The organism is Allobacillus sp. SKP2-8, from assembly GCF_007559355.1.
Lineage (GTDB): Bacteria > Bacillota > Bacilli > Bacillales > Alkalibacillaceae > Allobacillus > Allobacillus halotolerans.
Genome location: NZ_VMHF01000001.1, coordinates 124159 through 142157 on the forward strand (window position 1 = coordinate 124159; position 17999 = coordinate 142157).

The 17999-nt window shown below is 37.8% G+C and carries 22 protein-coding genes; 19 read left to right on the plus strand and 3 right to left on the minus strand.

Annotated features, from left to right (window positions below; all coding sequences use genetic code 11):
* Positions 1-196 precede the first annotated feature (196 nt).
* The 3 genes from lysA to FPQ10_RS00645 all read left to right on the plus strand — a co-directional run bounded on the left by lysA (position 197) and on the right by FPQ10_RS00645 (position 2432).
* On the plus strand, positions 197-1474 hold the full coding sequence (gene lysA / locus FPQ10_RS00635) for a diaminopimelate decarboxylase (protein ID WP_144158691.1): 1278 nt from the start codon (positions 197-199) through the stop codon (positions 1472-1474).
* Positions 1475-1494: 20 nt separating this feature from the next.
* Positions 1495-1926 (plus strand): peptidylprolyl isomerase, encoded by a 432-nt coding sequence (locus tag FPQ10_RS00640; protein ID WP_144158694.1) that lies wholly within the window; start codon positions 1495-1497, stop codon positions 1924-1926.
* 158 nt (positions 1927-2084) lie between these two features.
* Entirely contained in the window at positions 2085-2432 is a 348-nt protein-coding gene (locus FPQ10_RS00645) for a GNAT family N-acetyltransferase (RefSeq protein WP_144158697.1), read from the plus strand.
* 152 nt (positions 2433-2584) lie between these two features.
* Here the strand turns inward: FPQ10_RS00645 and FPQ10_RS00650 are convergent, their stop codons facing one another.
* Complete coding sequence (locus tag FPQ10_RS00650; protein ID WP_144158700.1) at positions 2585-3061, minus strand: DUF309 domain-containing protein; 477 nt, start codon at positions 3059-3061, stop codon at positions 2585-2587.
* Positions 3062-3148: 87 nt separating this feature from the next.
* Between FPQ10_RS00650 and FPQ10_RS00655 the strand changes: the two genes are divergently transcribed.
* From FPQ10_RS00655 to FPQ10_RS00725, 16 genes are all read left to right on the plus strand, one after another.
* Positions 3149-3901: a segregation/condensation protein A gene (locus FPQ10_RS00655; protein WP_255439596.1), complete on the plus strand. Its 753-nt coding sequence runs from the start codon at positions 3149-3151 to the stop codon at positions 3899-3901.
* Complete coding sequence (scpB, locus tag FPQ10_RS00660) at positions 3892-4482, plus strand: SMC-Scp complex subunit ScpB (protein WP_144158706.1); 591 nt, start codon at positions 3892-3894, stop codon at positions 4480-4482. Before FPQ10_RS00655 ends, scpB begins: the two co-directional genes overlap by 10 nt.
* Before the next feature lie 24 nt (positions 4483-4506).
* Entirely contained in the window at positions 4507-4974 is a 468-nt protein-coding gene (locus FPQ10_RS00665) for a DUF3907 family protein (protein WP_144158709.1), read from the plus strand.
* Between the two features lie 261 nt (positions 4975-5235).
* On the plus strand, positions 5236-6132 hold the full coding sequence (locus FPQ10_RS00670) for a D-alanyl-D-alanine carboxypeptidase family protein (RefSeq protein WP_144158711.1): 897 nt from the start codon (positions 5236-5238) through the stop codon (positions 6130-6132).
* Complete coding sequence (locus FPQ10_RS00675) at positions 6126-6713, plus strand: nucleoside recognition domain-containing protein (protein WP_144158714.1); 588 nt, start codon at positions 6126-6128, stop codon at positions 6711-6713. The genes FPQ10_RS00670 and FPQ10_RS00675 overlap by 7 nt, the downstream gene beginning before the upstream one ends.
* A complete protein-coding gene (locus FPQ10_RS00680; RefSeq protein WP_144158716.1) occupies positions 6714-7238 on the plus strand; it encodes a spore maturation protein in 525 nt (174 codons plus the stop codon).
* A gap of 160 nt (positions 7239-7398) precedes the next feature.
* The gene (locus tag FPQ10_RS13260) at positions 7399-7533 is read left to right on the plus strand and encodes a hypothetical protein (protein WP_255439599.1); all 135 of its coding nucleotides are present in this window, start codon (positions 7399-7401) and stop codon (positions 7531-7533) included.
* Between the two features lie 262 nt (positions 7534-7795).
* Positions 7796-8545: a pseudouridine synthase gene (locus FPQ10_RS00685; RefSeq protein WP_144160123.1), complete on the plus strand. Its 750-nt coding sequence runs from the start codon at positions 7796-7798 to the stop codon at positions 8543-8545.
* 67 nt (positions 8546-8612) lie between these two features.
* A complete protein-coding gene (gene resA / locus FPQ10_RS00690; RefSeq protein ID WP_144158719.1) occupies positions 8613-9152 on the plus strand; it encodes a thiol-disulfide oxidoreductase ResA in 540 nt (179 codons plus the stop codon).
* 30 nt (positions 9153-9182) lie between these two features.
* Complete coding sequence (gene resB, locus FPQ10_RS00695; protein ID WP_144158722.1) at positions 9183-10820, plus strand: cytochrome c biogenesis protein ResB; 1638 nt, start codon at positions 9183-9185, stop codon at positions 10818-10820.
* 25 nt (positions 10821-10845) lie between these two features.
* A complete protein-coding gene (ccsB, locus tag FPQ10_RS00700; protein ID WP_144158725.1) occupies positions 10846-12033 on the plus strand; it encodes a c-type cytochrome biogenesis protein CcsB in 1188 nt (395 codons plus the stop codon).
* Between the two features lie 28 nt (positions 12034-12061).
* The gene (locus FPQ10_RS00705; protein ID WP_144158728.1) at positions 12062-12778 is read left to right on the plus strand and encodes a response regulator transcription factor; all 717 of its coding nucleotides are present in this window, start codon (positions 12062-12064) and stop codon (positions 12776-12778) included.
* Positions 12778-14553: an ATP-binding protein gene (locus tag FPQ10_RS00710; RefSeq protein WP_144158731.1), complete on the plus strand. Its 1776-nt coding sequence runs from the start codon at positions 12778-12780 to the stop codon at positions 14551-14553. Before FPQ10_RS00705 ends, FPQ10_RS00710 begins: the two co-directional genes overlap by 1 nt.
* A 146-nt stretch (positions 14554-14699) precedes the next feature.
* Positions 14700-15230, plus strand: coding sequence for an RNA polymerase sigma factor SigX (sigX, locus tag FPQ10_RS00715; RefSeq protein ID WP_144158734.1), 531 nt, complete (start codon positions 14700-14702; stop codon positions 15228-15230).
* Positions 15227-16459 (plus strand): hypothetical protein, encoded by a 1233-nt coding sequence (locus tag FPQ10_RS00720; RefSeq protein ID WP_144158737.1) that lies wholly within the window; start codon positions 15227-15229, stop codon positions 16457-16459. The genes sigX and FPQ10_RS00720 overlap by 4 nt, the downstream gene beginning before the upstream one ends.
* 78 nt (positions 16460-16537) lie before the next feature.
* A complete protein-coding gene (locus FPQ10_RS00725; RefSeq protein ID WP_144158740.1) occupies positions 16538-17104 on the plus strand; it encodes a DUF4256 domain-containing protein in 567 nt (188 codons plus the stop codon).
* Positions 17105-17154: 50 nt separating this feature from the next.
* Here FPQ10_RS00725 and FPQ10_RS00730 read toward each other — a convergent pair whose 3' ends face one another.
* Positions 17155-17646, minus strand: coding sequence for an inorganic diphosphatase (locus FPQ10_RS00730; RefSeq protein ID WP_144158743.1), 492 nt, complete (start codon positions 17644-17646; stop codon positions 17155-17157).
* 77 nt (positions 17647-17723) lie between these two features.
* Positions 17724-17975 carry a ferredoxin gene (locus FPQ10_RS00735; RefSeq protein ID WP_144158746.1) on the minus strand — a complete coding sequence of 84 codons (252 nt, stop codon included), beginning with the start codon at positions 17973-17975 and terminating at the stop codon, positions 17724-17726.
* Between the last annotated feature and the right edge of the window lie 24 nt (positions 17976-17999).

A 17999-nucleotide genomic window follows, 5' to 3' on the forward strand; every position in this document is an offset into this window, starting at 1 on the left:
TTTACAAATGTTTGACACCCGTACGATGATTAATCGATCTTAATCGTCATACGGGTGTTACTTGATTCTTTCGCCAAAACACCAACCGTCATCAATAGTTGTCATAAAAATGTAGTATTAAAATTGAAAAGTGTGTGTAACTTGTGATAAGTTATTTTTATTAGCTTTGCTTCAAAGAGAAAAGGTGAGATAATTAATGAGTAATAACCATTTGCATATTGGTGGTATTGATTCAATCGATTTGATCGAGAAGTATGGGACACCTTTGTTTGTCTATGACGTTAAAAAGATTAGAGAAAATGCTCGTGCTTTTGTCAGAACTTTTGAAGAATCGGGGATTCCTTTTCAGGTCGCATATGCGAGTAAGGCCTTTTCTTCTATAGCAATGCTTCAAGTAGCAAAGCAAGAGAAACTAAGCTTGGATGTCGTTTCTCAAGGAGAATTACATACTGCATTAGAAGCTGGTTTTCCTGTAGAAAAAATTCATATGCATGGAAACAACAAAAGCGAAGATGAGTTAAAAATGGCAATTGAGAGTGGGATCGGTTGTATTGTCGTTGACAATTTTTATGAAATCTCTTTGTTGGAAGCTTTGCTTGAGGAAAAAGATACAGCTGTGGAAGTATTGCTTCGAGTCACGCCAGGAATTGAAGCACATACACATGATTATATATTGACTGGTCAAGAAGACTCCAAGTTTGGTTTTGATTTGAATAGTGACCAAGCTGACGAGGCATTGAAACGACTACTTAATCATCCACGATTCCATGTGTTAGGAATTCACTCACATATTGGATCCCAAATATTTGAGACAACGGGTTTTGAAATGGCGATTAAAAAGCTCTTTCAATTACTTGATCATTGGAAAAAACAATTTCAATACGATGCCGAAGTTGTCAATCTGGGCGGAGGGTTCGGCATTAAGTATACGGAGAGCGATCAACCGTTGCCTTTGAATCAATATGTTGTTACATTGACAGATTGTGTCAAAATGGAAGCACAAAGGTTGAATTTAGCCATCCCAGAAATTTGGATTGAACCAGGCAGGTCTATTGTCGGCGATGCTGGAACAACATTATATACTGTCGGATCATTGAAGGAAGTTGAGAACGTTCGAAAATATGCGTCCGTAGACGGTGGCATGACAGATAATATTCGCCCGGCACTTTACCAAGCTAAGTATCAAGCGGTTGTCGCAAATAAAATAAATGAACCGTTGTCCGAAGAAGTATCAATTGCTGGTAAATGTTGTGAGTCTGGTGATATGCTTATCTGGGACTTGAAGACCCCGACAATCGAATCCGGTGACTACTTAGCTGTGTTTTCTACAGGTGCTTACGGGTATGCAATGGCAAGCCATTATAACCGCTTTCCTAAAGCTGCGGTTGTGTTTGTTGAAGATGGAAAAGATCAGCTCGTTGTCCAACGTGAAAAATACACGGATTTAACTCGATTTGATTTAAGCTATGAATAAACGAATTGGAGGAATAAACAATGAAAAAAGCAACAATTCAATTTGAAAACGGTGAACAAATTAAGATCGATTTATTTGAAGAAGATGCTCCAGGAACGGTTGAAAACTTCGTCAGCTTAGCAAAAAAGAATTTTTATGATGGTTTAACGTTCCACCGAGTGATTCCAGGATTCGTCATTCAGGGTGGCGACCCAAATGGTAATGGAACAGGCGGTCCAGGATATACGATTAAATGTGAAACGGAAGGAAATCCGAATAAACATGAGAGAGGTTCTTTATCCATGGCACATGCCGGTAAAGATACAGGTGGAAGCCAGTTCTTCATTTGTTTTGAAGCTCAACCTCATTTAGACGGTGTTCATACCGTATTCGGAAAAGTGGTTGAAGGCATGGACGTTGTAGACCGAGTAAAAGTCGGCGATGTGATGCAGAAGGTGACGATCGAAGAATAGAACATCAATCGTATTGAATCTTGATTTTTGGGATAAAATGGTGTTACTATTACTACTCGACAAACTTTTTTTGTGAATTTTTCAGTGAATTGTAATTCATAGAATTCTCAAAGATTGAAGGATTGAAAGAGAAATCCTTTTGTTAAAGAGGGGTTAATATGTTAATCAAGTTTAAGAAAAGTTTTGAAAAAATTGCCATGGGTCTTCTTTCCTTTATGCCCGAAGAAAAAAAAGTAAAGAAACTACAAGAAACAATCAATGAATATGAAAGTAATGAGAATTGGCAATTGTACTTGTGGAAAGAGGAAGAGGTTCTAGGGACAATTGGTGTCCGCCTGGAAGACGAAAAAGTTGTCGTCCAACATATTAGCGTTAATCCATCGTATCGAAACCAAGGAATTGGCAAGAAGATGGTTCAAGCAGTTAAAGAGCTTTATGAGGAACGCGATGTGTGCGGTAATGAATTCACCAATGAATTTTTCGAAGCTTGTAAAGAAGAAGAATAAATAAACTGCCCAATTCACTCGAGTAATGAGTAGGATGGGCAGTTTGTTTTTATACAGGAAAAAGTAGAGAAATGAGTGTGAGAATTTCAGGAAAAGATGAATGAGAATCGCATACTCAAATGACGTTTACAAATGTGTGGAATATCGAAGACTTAATGATCATTACGAAATTCTTTGAGGTGACGGTGGATGACTCGCTCGTCGGTAACCTGATAAGCATATTCCGTGTGCTCATTTTTTTGAATGGCGAAGTGTTGGAGTTTTTCTTTTAATTTTTCACTGGCGATTGGTAAGTCAACACTTTTGTACGGCACATTGGCATCAATATTATATTGAAGATCTGATACGAGTGTGAGTAGTTCGCGGTTAGACAAGCCTAAGCAATCTAACTCATCTGGATGCTCCATTAACTTTTCATTGCAACGATCGATTAATTTTTTTGCACCTACCATATTCCCACGCCTGTAATGATATAAGCTGACAGCTAATTGAATCAACCCAGTCCAAACCGAATCTCGTTTCATTTCCGTCTTGTTTTTCCAAAAATCCTCTAACACCTCATGACACTCAAAATAGTCTCTTGTATAATGGAATTCGTAAAGATATTCAAGAAATTGTTTCGGATACATAGGCCGTCTCCCTTATTGTTATTCCCTTTCATTCGAAAATTTGATAGAATCTCAATATACACTGTCGGTCACGAAAGAGTGATGCATTTGTCCAATAACCATACTTATCAAGTGAAATTCGATACCTTTGAAGGTCCTTTAGATTTATTATTGCATTTAGTTAATCAATATGAAATCGATATATATGAGGTTCCTTTAAAGGATGTCGCAGACCAATACATGAATTACATACGTACAATGCAAGAACTGCAGTTGGACATTGCCAGTGAATACTTGGTCATGGCCGCAACATTGCTTGCGATCAAGAGTCAAATGCTTTTGCCGAAGCAAGAAGTGGAAATGGAGGACGAGTATGAAGAGGACTTACGAGATGAGCTAATTGCTAAACTGATTGAATACCGTAAGTTTAAGGAAGCAGCCGCTGGACTAAAAGAAAGAGAGCAGGAACATTTTCGGACGCACATGCGACCGGCCACTGACCTTTCCGTTTATCAAAGCGAAATAAAAGTCGAAAGAAGTAATGAACTAGATATTGTTGATCTGACACAAGCTTTTCAAAAAGTGTTACGCAGAAAACAATTATTAGCTCCAATGGAAACAACTGTACAGAGACAGGAAATCTCGATTGAGAAAAGAATGGATGAAGTTTTAAATGCATTAAATGACCACCATGGTAAAAAATCCTTTGATGAACTTTTCTCTTATCAAAAAAGAGCAGAAGTTGTTGCGACATTTCTCGCGATCTTGGAATTAATGAAAAGCATGCAAGTCACCTGTATTCAAAACCAAAATTTCGACTCAATTACAGTCCAGCTAACGGAGGAAATTCAATGGAGTTAAATGAAATGAAAGGTGTCCTGGAAGGTTTGTTGTTTGTTTCCGGTGATGAGGGGTTATCAAATAAACAAATCAAGAATATTCTTGATATAGATGAGGATGCTATTCAATTATTAATAAACGAATTAAAGTATGATTATGAACATGGACAACGTGGATTATCTATTTTAGAAGTAAGGGGCATCCACTATCTGACAACCAAGCCAGACCATGCTGCTTATTATGAAAAAATGCAACAGTCCAATGTATCCTCGCGGTTATCACAGGCATCCTTAGAAACATTAGCGATTATAGCTTATAAACAACCAATCACAAAAGTCGAAATGGAAGAAATTCGCGGTGTGAAATGTGATGGGCCAGTTCAGACGTTAATGTCTCGATATTTAATAGAGGAAGCCGGGAGAAAAGATACAAGTGGTCGACCGATTCTTTATCAAACAACAAGAGAATTTTTGACATTCTTCGGATTAACTTCGTTAGATGATTTACCACCATTAACGGAAGAGGATTTAGACGAAGCATTACTGGAATCAGACTTATTTTTTAATGAACTGGCTGAAGAGAACGAAAAGGCAGCTCAATAATATTAAGGGGGTCCCTACCAACCAATGCGTACAGGAAGAAAGTCACAAGCACAAAAAGTTTTTGACGAGCTTGGACGTATAGAGAATATTTTAGAAGACTTTCATAATCATCATTCTGCCGAACACTTGGTTAATGGAAATAAGGAATTAAGAAAAGAATATATTCAACAAGTCATTAAACAATTCAGACTGCTAGAAGCCTATTCAACAGAAGGTAAGAGGGCGATTTATCCATTCGCAAATGGAAAAAATATCAATGCAAAGAACATCGATCGTATCTTAAGAGGAATTTCCGTAAAATGTGTCGATTCTTTTTTCTCACCGAATGTTGACTTATGGTTTGAGGACAGCCGGGCTTCTTATCAAAATAAGAATGCAATTGATTTTATTGAAAATCCTGGAGAGGAAATCAACGAATTAACGCGGAAACTTGAGCCGATATTTTTGGACTTACGAAACCAATTAGAATATTTATCACAAGAAATCTCTTAAATTAAAACAGTTTGATCAACAAGAAGAATTTATGTAAACCCGAACTAAGACAGTTACCAAGTGATCTTAGTTCGGGTTTTTTGTGGAGTTCGCTTTCTAAAAAGTCATTCACGTCTCACAGTCACCGATTACCCCATCATGACCATTCCATCGATCGTCCTTTTGCGCTACAGTCTTTTTTCAATTAGGCAATCATATCAGCAAGTATCAGTTCATATCTATAAATAACTAGACAAGCATGAATGGATGTGAAATTGGACAATGAAAAAGCTGGCTATTTTTCTGTCATTGATCGTAACAGCAATGTTGGTGAATCCATACGGCACGGATGCGTCACCTGATATTTCTGCAGAAAAAGCTGTTGTTTTAGATATGAATACGATGGAAGTACTTTACGATAAACAAATGAATGAAAAATCCTCCGTCGCAAGTATCACCAAAATCGTGACTGCCTTTGTTGCATTAGAGCACGGCAGCTTGGACGACCAAGTACGTATATCAAAAGAAGCATCGATGATGGAAGGATCGTCGATTTATTTAGAAGTAGATCAGCAATATTCATTGGAAGACTTAATTTATGGACTCATGCTTCGTTCAGGTAATGACGCAGCAACGGCAATCGCTGAACACGTCGGCGGAAGTGTGAAAGGGTTTGCCTTCTTGATGAATGAGACGGTGGATTGGCTAGGAATGAAGAATAGTTCATTTCAGAATCCACATGGACTAGAAGAAGAAAATCATTATTCCAGTGCATATGATATGGCGCTCATTACAGCCCATGCAATGAATAAAAACGACGATTTCAGAGAGATTTTTGGAACGGAAAAGCACCTGCCGATAAACGGTGATTACTATTGGTTCAACAAAAACAAGTTGCTGACAACTTACGGTGAATATTGTACTGGCGGGAAGACAGGATTTACCAAAAAAGCTGGTCGAACACTCGTCACGACAGCTGAGCATGAAGGAGAAGAAATTGTTGTTGTGACACTTCATGCATCTGATGATTGGAATGATCATAAAAAACTTTATGACTATGCATTTCAAGAATTAGCTAAAAAACCGGATTTACCGATTCATGCAGATGCTAGTGACTCCTATTTTCTAGAACTCTATATCGAAACATTCCGTCAAATGCAGGGGGCTTCTATATGGTAAATATCATATGGGCAGGACTGGCTTCAATCGGAATTATTTATGCCTTGTTTAATGGAACGATGGAAGAAGTCAACGAAGCAATTTTCGCTGGAGCAGAAGAAGCGGTTGCTTTAACGATTACACTCGTCAGTGTTTTGGTATTTTGGTTAGGGCTTATGCAAATAGCGGAAAAAGCAGGATTGCTGGACAAGCTAGCAAAACTTTTTCGTCCGTTATTTAAGCGATTATTTCCTGATATCCCACGAGATCATCCCGCCATGGGTTATATTTTATCGAACTTTTCTTCAAACATTTTTGGTCTCGGTCATGCCGCTACACCGTTCGGCATAAAAGCTATGCAATCATTGAAGAAGTTGAATCATGACCGCCCGGAAGCTTCACGATCAATGATTACATTTTTAGCACTGAATACATCCAGTGTTACGTTAATACCCACAACCATGATTGCAATACGGATGAAATATGATTCGATTGCACCAACCGAAATTGTCGGAGCAACCATTATGGCAACATTAGTATCCACCATAGGGGCGTTGTTAATTGATCGTTTCTTTTATTACCGGAGACAAAGGAGCTTATAAATGCTTGTTCACGTGAGTAACATGATTATTCCGCTCCTCATTTTATCGGTTTTACTTTATGGAACTTATAAAAAAGTACCTACGTATGAAGCTTTTGTTGAAGGTGGTAAGGAAGGGGTCTCGATGGCTGTTTCATTACTTCCTTTCTTATTAGGTATGCTCGTGTCCATTACAATCTTTCGTGCTTCCGGAGCATTGGATGCTTTTGTTCATCTGCTGGAACCGATTTTGTCCATTTTCCATATTCCGCCGGATATCGTACCATTAGCATTGACTCGACCGATCTCTGGTACAGCTTCCCTAGGTGTTGCGACAGATATTATCCAAAACGAAGGACCTGATTCTTTTTTAGGAAAATTAGCTTCTACCATGCAAGGGAGTACGGATACGACGTTATATGTATTGACTGTTTACTTCGGTGCTGTTCAAATCAAAAAAATGGGTGATGCGTTAAAAGTAGGATTGTTGGCCGATTTGATCGGAATTACTGCTTCGTTAATTGTTTGTTACTTATTATTTGGTTAATGGATTGCATTCGATGGAATTAAACTGGATCTAAATAAAAACGAATCGTTGAATTCAGCTAAAATACATAGACTTGCGTATCAAAGGTAAGCTCGATTTCAATGGCAAAGAATGATCATACGAATAAAGTAGGCACTGACTTCGGTCGGTGCTTTTTTTAATGTGCGAATACTTGAATGTTGAAGCCATGCTGATTAATGTTGAAGTCACCCGAGTTAATGTTGAAGTCTTGTTAATCAATGTTGAAGCAAACCGAATTAATGTAGTAGTATTTCTCATTAACGTTGAAGAATAGCGATTTAATGTAGTAGTAGACGCGGTCCTGATAACAAAAATTTTGATAAGTGCGCACTGAAAACAAAAAGTGTTTTTATAGCGAATGATTTATATACCAACAATTTAATCGTTCGAAGTTGGCTTTGATTTTATCCATTCGTTTTAGTGTCATTTTATGTTGTCTTTGAGAACGGAGTCCTTTTTTGTCGTATGTAAATATGTACATATGTTAAGATACTTATAGACTTCGAAGAAAATAGGTGAGATTGTTGGCAAATCATATGGAACGACTACAGAAAGTTATCGCAAAAAGCGGGGTCACTTCCCGACGCAAAGCTGAAATGTATATTACAGAGGGCCGCGTTAAAGTGAATGGAAAAACAGTAACCGAATTAGGTACAAAGGTTTCTCCTTCTGATCGAGTAGAGGTTGATCAAATTGAACTCGAAAAAGAGGAACCGGTTTACTATATGGTCAATAAACCACGAGGTGTTATTTCTGCTGTAAAAGATGATAAAGACAGGAAAGTGGTGACTGACTTACTACCGGAAGAAATTGAAGAACGACTTTTTCCGGTCGGTCGACTTGATTACGATACGTCAGGGTTACTATTGTTGACAAATGACGGTGAGTTTACCCAACGACTCATTCACCCTAAATATCAAATGGACAAGGTGTATGTAGCAAAAGTTAATGGACTCGTTTCTAAAGAAGAGCTTACGAAGCTTAAAAAAGGAATCGTTGACCAAGGCGAGCGATTAAAATGTGTGAAGGCAAGGATCATAGACAGTAATGTAAAAAAAGGGAAAGAAGTAAAGGAAGGTAAAAGTATTGTCGAACTTACCTTACATCAAGGAAAAAACCGACAAGTACGCAGAATGTTTGAAGCACTTGGATACCGTGTGGAAAAGTTGAAACGCGATCGGTTTGGTAGCTTAAGTTTAGGCAACTTGCCAACAGGAGAATATAGAAAGCTTACGCCGCATGAAGTTAAACAATTGATTGCCCTCTCAAAACAAAATGTTAAATAATGTTCAAACGTTGAATTATGGAGATTATACTCTAGTGATATAATTGCCCAGAAGAGGGGTGGGTACTGTGCATAAAAAGAAAAAGAGACTGATCATCCGAACGGTTATATTATCTGTTTTGGTCCTAACATTAATTGGTGTTTTATACGTTAATTTTTCCTCAGAACAGCCTGTTGTGGGTGAGGGAGATGAAGCACCTAATTTTAAGCTTAAACGATTGGACGCTGAAGGCGAAACAATTGAATTGAAAGAGCTTGAAGGAAAAGGCGTCATGTTGAACTTTTGGGCAACTTATTGTGAACCATGTAAAGAAGAAATGCCTTACATGGATGAACTTTATCAAGAATATAAGGATAAAGGAATTGAAATCGTTGCCATCAGTGTGGATTCAAATGAGTTTGTCATTAATAATTTCTATAATAAACTAGGGTTAACTTTCCCAAGTGTCCATGACAAGAAGGGAGCAGTAATGGAAGCGTACGATATTGTACCATTACCAACATCTTTTTTCGTCAATCCTGATGGAACGATTGAGCGAGTCGTTAAGGGTGCATTAACATTGGAACGTTTAGAGGGTTATCTACAGGAAATTCTACCAACTAGCTAAAAACAAATGTAGACTTAAAGAGGGATAAACATGAGTGTGAACACGATAAAATGTGAATGTGGGCATATTAACCACGAAGGTACGGTTCTTTGTGAAGCTTGCGGTAAGCCAATTAAAGGCAACCAACACCTTGACGGAAACGACGATCAAAGTGTTCTTGAAATGCGTTATGATGGCAGTGCCCGACGTTCAAAAACGTATAAACGCACGTTTATAGATAAAACATGGGCCTTTTTCTCATCTGTAAAAGTGGGTGTATGGCTAATCATCATTACGTTGATTTTCTCGGCTTTGGGGACAGTTTATCCACAAGAACCGTTTAAAAACTCACCATTACCTGCTTCCCAATTTTATGAAACGGAATATGGGTTGACAGGAAAAATCTTTTATCAACTAGGTTTTCATAATATGTATGATTCATGGTGGTATATTATTTTAGTAGCAATGATTGGTATATCACTTGTTATTTGCAGTCTTGATCGCTACATACCGTTAAGACGAGCATTAAAGAATCAAAAGATCAAACGACATCCGACATTCGTGAAACGTCAAAGGGTTGTCAGTTCAACAGACAAACTATCCGATGAAAACTATCAAATGATCAAAGAACGTTTGAAGAAAAAGAGATATAAGGTCAAGGAAGAAGACGGACATCTCTTTGCGGAAAAAAACCGTTTTTCTCGTTGGGGCCCTTATGTTAACCATATTGGTTTGATCATCATACTCAGTGCAGCAATCTTGCGGATGTTTCATGTGATGCATGTTGATGACTATGTATGGGTGCGCGAAGGTGAAACGAGAGTTATTCCTGGTACAAATCAAGAGTATTATATCAAAAATGAAAATTTTAGTTATGATTTCTTTGATGCAGAGGAAGATGAAGACATACGCTTCCGTGAAGCATTAAAGAATGCGAATGGACCTATTCCAAAAGATTTTCAAACCGATGCGATCATCTACAAAGTCAAAGGGGAAACGGTCATCGGTCAAGAACCTGAGCTTGAAGAAGTTAAGCGTGGACAAATTCGTGTAAATCATCCGATTCAGTTTGATGGATATTCACTGTATCAAGCAGGTAACCAAATGGAGAGCGAGTACGATCGCATATCATTTAAAGTTAATGGAGAAAACAATCAAGAGTTAGGTGAATTCACTTTCGAAACGGATGAAGCACCTTACCAAGTTGAATTAGATAATGGTATGATTGTTAGAGTGGATGATTACTATCCTCAGTTAGAGTTCACGGATAAAGGTCCTTCATCTTTTTCAAAGTTTCCTAGAAACCCTGGGATCATCTTCTCTGTATTGAATGAGGGGGAAGAAGAAGGTGAACGCTTTTTCTACTTAGGAGAAGAAGTGATTGGACTTTCGGAAGGAAACACATTTTCAATGTCAGTTACTGATATTGAAAAACGTTCGGCTTCAGGTTTGACCGTTAAAAAAGACTATAGCTTGCCATTTTTCTTAGTCGGCGCAATCATTTTTATGATTGGCGTTGTTCAAGGCTTGTATTGGTACCATCGTAGAATATGGATTCATCCGACGGAAAATGAATACCTTGTCGGTTCTCATACGAACAAAAACTGGTTTGGTATGAAGAAAGAACTGGATGAAATTTTTGAAGAAACTGGATTTGCTGAATTCAAGGATCAAAGTGAATTGAAGTAATTGACTCAATAAAGGAGGTCCTCTCATGGATTTTTATGAAATAAGTAGTAGTCTATTGACTATTTCCTTTTTTATCTATTTGATTGCCGTAGTGTTTTTTGGAGCAATATTAGGTAAAAAAAGAGATGAACGGCAAAAATCAAAACTTACGATAATCGGAATTATATTAACGATTATTGGTTTTATTGCACAAGTCGCTTCGTTCATATTCAGATGGATCGAAGCCGGACATATTCCTGTTAGTAACATGTTTGAATTCATTTACTTCTTCAGTATGTGTCTAGTATTTGCCTTCTTATTAATTTATTTTATTTATCGTTATTCGATTTTAGGAATTGTAGCACTTCCGATTGCCATCGTATTAATCGGATATGGCAGTGTCTTCCCAACTGAAGTCACCCCATTGGTTGACTCATTGCAATCGAATTGGTTATACATCCATGTGACGACGGTTGCATTGGCACAAGCTATTCTATCGATTAGTTTTGTTGCTGGATTGTTATATTTGATCGTGAAAGTGAACCAAGAGAAACGTAGCAAAGAAACCTCTTATTTGGAATTAATTATGTATTTTGTCGTCTCGGTTATTGCGTTCGTTATCCTGTCATTCTCATTCGGTGCGGCCGATTACGAAGCCGTTTTTAATTTACCAGAGAATGAGGACCTTACCGACATTTCTTATACATTACCTGCTTTAATTGGTCCAACTGATTCAGAGTTGGCTACTACCGACCATTTTTACACTGGAATCGAAGCTCCTAGCTTTATGAATGGTCCGGATGCAGCACGTAAATTTAATACATTGATTTGGTCGTTAGTAACAGGACTTATTCTATATGGACTGTTACGATTATTGACACGCAAACGTTTAGGTGAATATTTACAAGATAAATTTGGTAAAGTCAATCCTGATATCGTGGATGATATTATGTATCGTGCCATCGCAATCGGTTTCCCATTATTCACACTAGGTGGATTGATTTTTGCGGCAATTTGGGCCCAACAAGCTTGGGGACGCTTCTGGGGTTGGGATCCAAAAGAAGTTTGGGCGCTTATTACATGGTTGTTCTATGCTGCCTTCTTACATCTAAGACTCACTCGTGGCTGGCACGGTAAGAAATCAGCTTGGCTTGCAGTAGTTGGATTTGGAATTATTATGTTTAACTTAATTGTAATTAACTTAGTTATTTCCGGCATGCATTCCTACGCTTAATATATTGATAAAGAAGGAGTAATGTGTGATGTCAGAAGAAGGTAAAATTTTGATTGTAGAAGATGAAGAACGAATTCGCCGTCTACTGAAACTCTATTTATCTCGTGAGGGTTATACGCTAGAAGAAATCGAAAATGGCGAGGACGCCCTCCAAATGGCACTAGAAAATGATTATGATTTAATTTTATTGGATTTGATGCTACCAGGTATGAACGGTGAAGAGGTTTGTGAGAAACTTCGTGAGCGAAAAGCAACTCCTGTGATCATGTTGACGGCTAAAGGAGAAGAGGGGAATCGTGTACAAGGGTTTGAGGTCGGTGCAGACGATTATATCGTGAAGCCGTTCAGTCCTCGTGAGGTCGTTCTACGTGTGAAGGCGTTATTAAGACGTTCTTCTGCGACGAAGTATTTGGAAACCTCACCGGAAACAAACGATGTCCTTGTATTTCCGCATTTGAGTATCGACAAAGATGCTCACAGAGTCATGGTGCATAATACAGAAGTTAATTTAACACCAAAAGAATATGAGTTGCTTTATTATTTAGCGAAAACACCGGATAAGGTATTCGACCGAGAAGAATTGTTAAAAGAGGTCTGGGAATATGAGTTCTTTGGAGATCTTCGAACGGTAGATACCCATGTAAAACGGTTACGTGAGAAGTTAAATCGTGTTTCTGAGGATGCTGCCAAAATGATCGTAACGGTTTGGGGAGTCGGATATAAGTTTGAGGTTAAAGACTTATAATGTTTTGGCGTAGTGTCGTTTTTAAGTTATGGTTCACCATTATTTTAATGGTGGCCTTTGTTTTATTCATTCTAACCGTACTTTTACTTGAATTCTTCGAGAATTACTACGTCGAAGAAGCAGAAAAAAATCTGTTGAACCAAGCAGAAAGTGTAGCAACACTTATTGAAAGTCACGGTGAGGATAATCTACAGATTCAAACAATCAATGAAGTCACTGCCCCGACAACTCGCGTTATTATTTTCTATAGCGAGCATGAGTATTGGATGAATGATAACTCAGAATCTAATCCGTTACCAGAGGTGGAACCGACTTGGTTTTTAACGAATACGGATTTGCATCAAACGATTACAGACCAGAATGAAATCATGAAAATTGCACCTTTGCCTAATTCGGAGTCGAAGGTCGTACTGGTCGGTATTCCCTTTGACCTGAAGGGTAATCAAGGTGCCATTTACGCCTATCAATCACTGGCAGTAATCGAAGAAACTACAACAAAAACAACGCGAATTATTTTAATTGCTGCATCCATTTCAATTATTTTAACAACCATTTTTGCATTCTTTTTATCAACAAGAATCACAGCACCTTTGATTAAAATGAGAAAAGCGGCAGGAGAATTATCTCGAGGCGAATTTTATACGAAAGTGCCTGTCTTAACACATGACGAGATTGGTGAGCTGGCGATTTCATTCAACCGGATGCGCCGTCAATTAAATGATCACATATCTGCACTAAACCAAGAAAAATCTCATTTATCCAGTATCTTAAAATCAATGGCAGATGGTGTTATTACAATCAATAAAAAATATGAAATTATGGTGATGAACCCACCAGCGAAATCCGTTTTGGAACAGTTAGGGTATCAATTTGATGATAAGGTCAATAAAATACCTGCCGAATTGCAAGGCTACTTCGAAAATGTACTCGAAGAAGAACAAGAAAGCGTTTCAGAAATATCTGTTCAAGGTAGAACTTATGTTTTACTTCTGACGCCATTATATACAAACGGTGTCATCAGGGGAGTTGTAGCAATATTAAGAGATATGACAGAGGAAAGACAAACGGATAAACTTCGTAAAGACTTTCTAGCTAATGTCTCTCATGAGCTTCGAACGCCGATTTCTCTTATGCAAGGTTACTCAGAAGCAATAGTCGATGATATTGCAGCTTCCAATGAAGAAAAACGTGAACTGGCTCAAATTATTTATGATGAATCACTCCGCATGAGTCGTTTAGTGAACGAGCTACTAGACCTAGCAAGAATGGAAGCGGGTCATATTCAACTGAATCTCGAGAAAGTTGAAATCAGTGATTACGTCAACCGGGTAGCGAAAAAGTTCCGTACAGTAGCGGCAGACCAAAATATTCATCTTGATCTCTCTTTAAATAATCAAACAGAATTAGTATTTCTCGATCCTGATCGAATGGAACAAGTATTAACGAACTTGATCGACAATGCCATTCGTCATTCAGCGAGTGGTGACTCAATAACAATTACATTAGATGAACTATCGAATGAATTCATCATTTATGTGAAGGATGAAGGTTCGGGGATACCTGAAGAAGACGTGCCGTTTATTTTTGAACGATTTTATAAAAGTGACAAAGCACGCACAAGGAAAAAAGAAGTGAAAGGAACAGGTCTCGGTCTTTCCATTGCAAAACATATTGTTGAAGCACATAAAGGGCGAATCTCTGTTCAAAGTCATGAGAATGAAGGTACTAAGTTTACAATTACCTTACCGAAAAATCCAAATAAAGATTATTCTTGATGAAAACAGCCTGAAGGACTTATAAAACCTTCAGGCTGCTTTACTGTGTATAGACTAAGAATTATTTACCTCTTTTTGTGTTAAAATGAACAAAGTTGTAACTATTTTTATTTTAACTCGACAAATTATATGAATGGAGGGCGAGCATGAAAGCCATCTTTCAGGACCTCTATGACCGTTATCATCAAGATTTATATCAATTTATTTATTATATGGTAAAAAATCGAACGACAGCTGAAGATCTAGTCCAAGAAGTATATATCAAAGTCTTTAAATCGTATGACACTTTTAAAGGCGAGAGTAGTCCAAAGACTTGGATGTTTTCAATTGCTCGCCATGTCACCATTGACTTTTTTCGCAAAGAAGAAAGGCGTCAAAATCGATCAGCTGATTATTATGAATGGCATGACCATGATGAACAATTGAGTGATGTCCAACCCTTGCCAGATGAAATCGCTGAAAAAAATGAAGAAATTCAACTGCTCTATCGCTGTCTTGATGATTGTACAGAAGATCAACGCGTCGTTGTCATATTACGGTACATACAAGAATTATCGATTCAAGAGACTGCTGAAGTCTTAAACTGGACAGTGAGTAAAGTAAAAACCACCCAACACCGCGCCATCAAGTTTTTGACAAAAAGAATGAATGAAGTGGAAGGAGGGCATAGTGGATGAGTAAATTTGATGAAAAAGAGATAGAAAAATTGCTTGGACATATGCCCGAAATAAAAGATGAGCAATCAAGTGATTATTATTATAAAAATATTGATCAGGAAATACAGTTCAATCGAACGAAAAGGCGAAATAAAAAGAAGTCAAAGCTTTTACCAGTTGTAGCCAGCATAGCAGCATTGTTTATGGTCACGTTATTGTCCATGGAATATTTGCCTATTGGTAATTCGTCTTTTGATGAGAGCTCTGATATAGAACTAGATGAATTCGAGTCAGATACAGATATGAAAAAGTATGCGAATGATGAGCAAGCCGAAAGTTCGATTGAACAAGGAGAAGAAGAGTCAATGGAAAGTGCTGAAATTAATTCGGAGGATTCTGTAGAAGAAAGTACAACCGAAACGTTTACGCGGTTAGTTCATTCCGATGAGGAAGGAAATGAAAATTTAGTCACGTATTTCTTTCCAGATGAACAACTACAGTTGCTCATACCCGTTACCTTTGAACAACAAGTAGCTGATCCCTTTGAGGCTTTTAATCATGTTCAAGATGTAATTCCTGAAGATTATCCGCTAAATGCTGATTTTTACGAGTATCTTTCATTTAAAGAAACTGACTCAAACGGCGTGCCAGTTGTTGAAGTAGATGTCAACGGTTTCCGTGCTGAATATCCAGGAGGTTCCACGGTAGAATCTTATCTTTTACAGACAGTTCAAGCTTACTTCGCGCAGCTTAATGAGAATGTTGTCAAATTAGAAAATGAAAATGGAGAGAGTGTTACATTTTCACACACAGGTGAAATTGATCAGCCACTTGAAAGTAAATCAGTAAAAAAGCAACCTTATAAAATCATCCATTTAAATGGAATAGATGAACCGTTTTATGTACAGGTTCCTGACTACTCTGGAACTTCTATAGAACCATTGTCTATTGAGGATGCATTCCAACGGATGAAGCAAGAAGGTGAATTTACAGATGCAGCGCCTTCTTTACCAAGCGATTGGTCGATTCAAATAGACAATCAGACAGATGACCGATTATATCTGTCAATTGAAAATGTAGATGGTGAGAATGAACAAAATCGTATCATTGCGATTGAAACGATCTTATTAACAGCCAAAAGTTTTGGATTTGAGAATGTAGTCCTTGCGATTGATGACATTGAGAAAATCGGTCGTTATCCAATTGGCCAACCGATTCAAGTACCTACGTTTGTCAATCCGCACAATTAAGTTTGTGTCATTGCATGTAAGTAATTACGATCCGCTTACTGAATTGAATAGATGAATTGAGGGAGGCTTCGAATTTTCATGGATATGAATAAAAAAGGTTTGTCATTAGAGAAACAGAATGAACTTCTGAACCTATTAAAAGAACGTTTTGAACAAAATATCCATCGTCATGAAAACATGGATTGGAACGACATCGAAACAAAATTAAAAAACAGCCCTGAAAAGTTATGGTCACTCAATGAAATGGAATCAACAGAAGGTGAACCGGACGTTATTGGTTATGATCAAGTAACAGGTGAATATATTTTTTGCGATTGCTCAAAGGAAAGTCCTAAAGGTCGGAGAAAAGTGTGCTATGATCGAGAAGCTTTAGAAGCACGAAAGAAGTATAAACCAGAAAATAATGCAATCGACATGGCCAATGATATGGGTATTGAAGTGCTTACTGAAGAACAATATCGTGAGTTACAAAACCTTGAACCTTTTGATATAAAAACATCAAGCTGGATTCAAACACCCGACGCTGTCAGAAATCTCGGTGGGGCTTTGTTCGGCGATTATCGCTATGGACAAGTTTTCATTTATCATAATGGTGCGGACTCTTATTATGGCGTGCGAGGATTTCGTGGTTTACTTCGGGTTTAATTAATTCAGAATAAAAAAGAGCGGCCATAAAGGGCTGCTCTTTTTCGATATTATTGATTTTGATAGCGGGCAATGCACTCATCAATTAATTTAGCCGCTTCTTCAGGGCCTTCCCACTCACCGATTTCTGTTTTCTTGCCTTGTAGATCTTTATATGTTTTAAAGAAATGAGATATTTCATCGAGGACATGTTTCGGTACATCTTCGAGTGTATAAACATCTTTAAAACGTGGATCTTCTACAGGAACGGTTAATAGTTTTTGATCTTCTTCACCATCATCAATCATATTTAAAAACCCGATAACGCGAGCATCGATGACACAACCAGGGAACGTAGGGTTCGTAACTAAAACCAATGCATCTAATGGATCGTCATCTAAGGCTAATGTTTGTTTAAGATATCCATACTCAGCTGGATAGAATTGTGGTGAGAATAATACTCGATCTAATTTGAATACACCTTTTTCTTCATCGTATTCATACTTGTTTTGGCTTCCTGTTGGAATTTCAACAAAAACTTCTACAATTTTGTTTTCTGCCATGTTTTCTTCCTCCTTCAATCTCCAAAGTCCTATTTATTATAACAATATTTACTTTAATAGGCTATATATAGCCAGAGTCAATCCTCAAATTTATTCGGATCTCCTTCAAAGGGAGCTTCCGCTAATCGAATCGATTCTGTTGGACATCCTTCAAATGCATCTTCAACGTCTTCCATCCACTCGGCGGGTATTGGTTTGTTTCCTTTATTGTCATCTAATAGCGAAAATGCAACACCCTCATCGTTGTAATCGAATACCTCCGGTGACGTTGCTCCACATGCACCACAAGCAATGCATGTATCTTGATCGACGATTGTATATTTGGCCATAATTATCCTCCGAAAAAACATTTC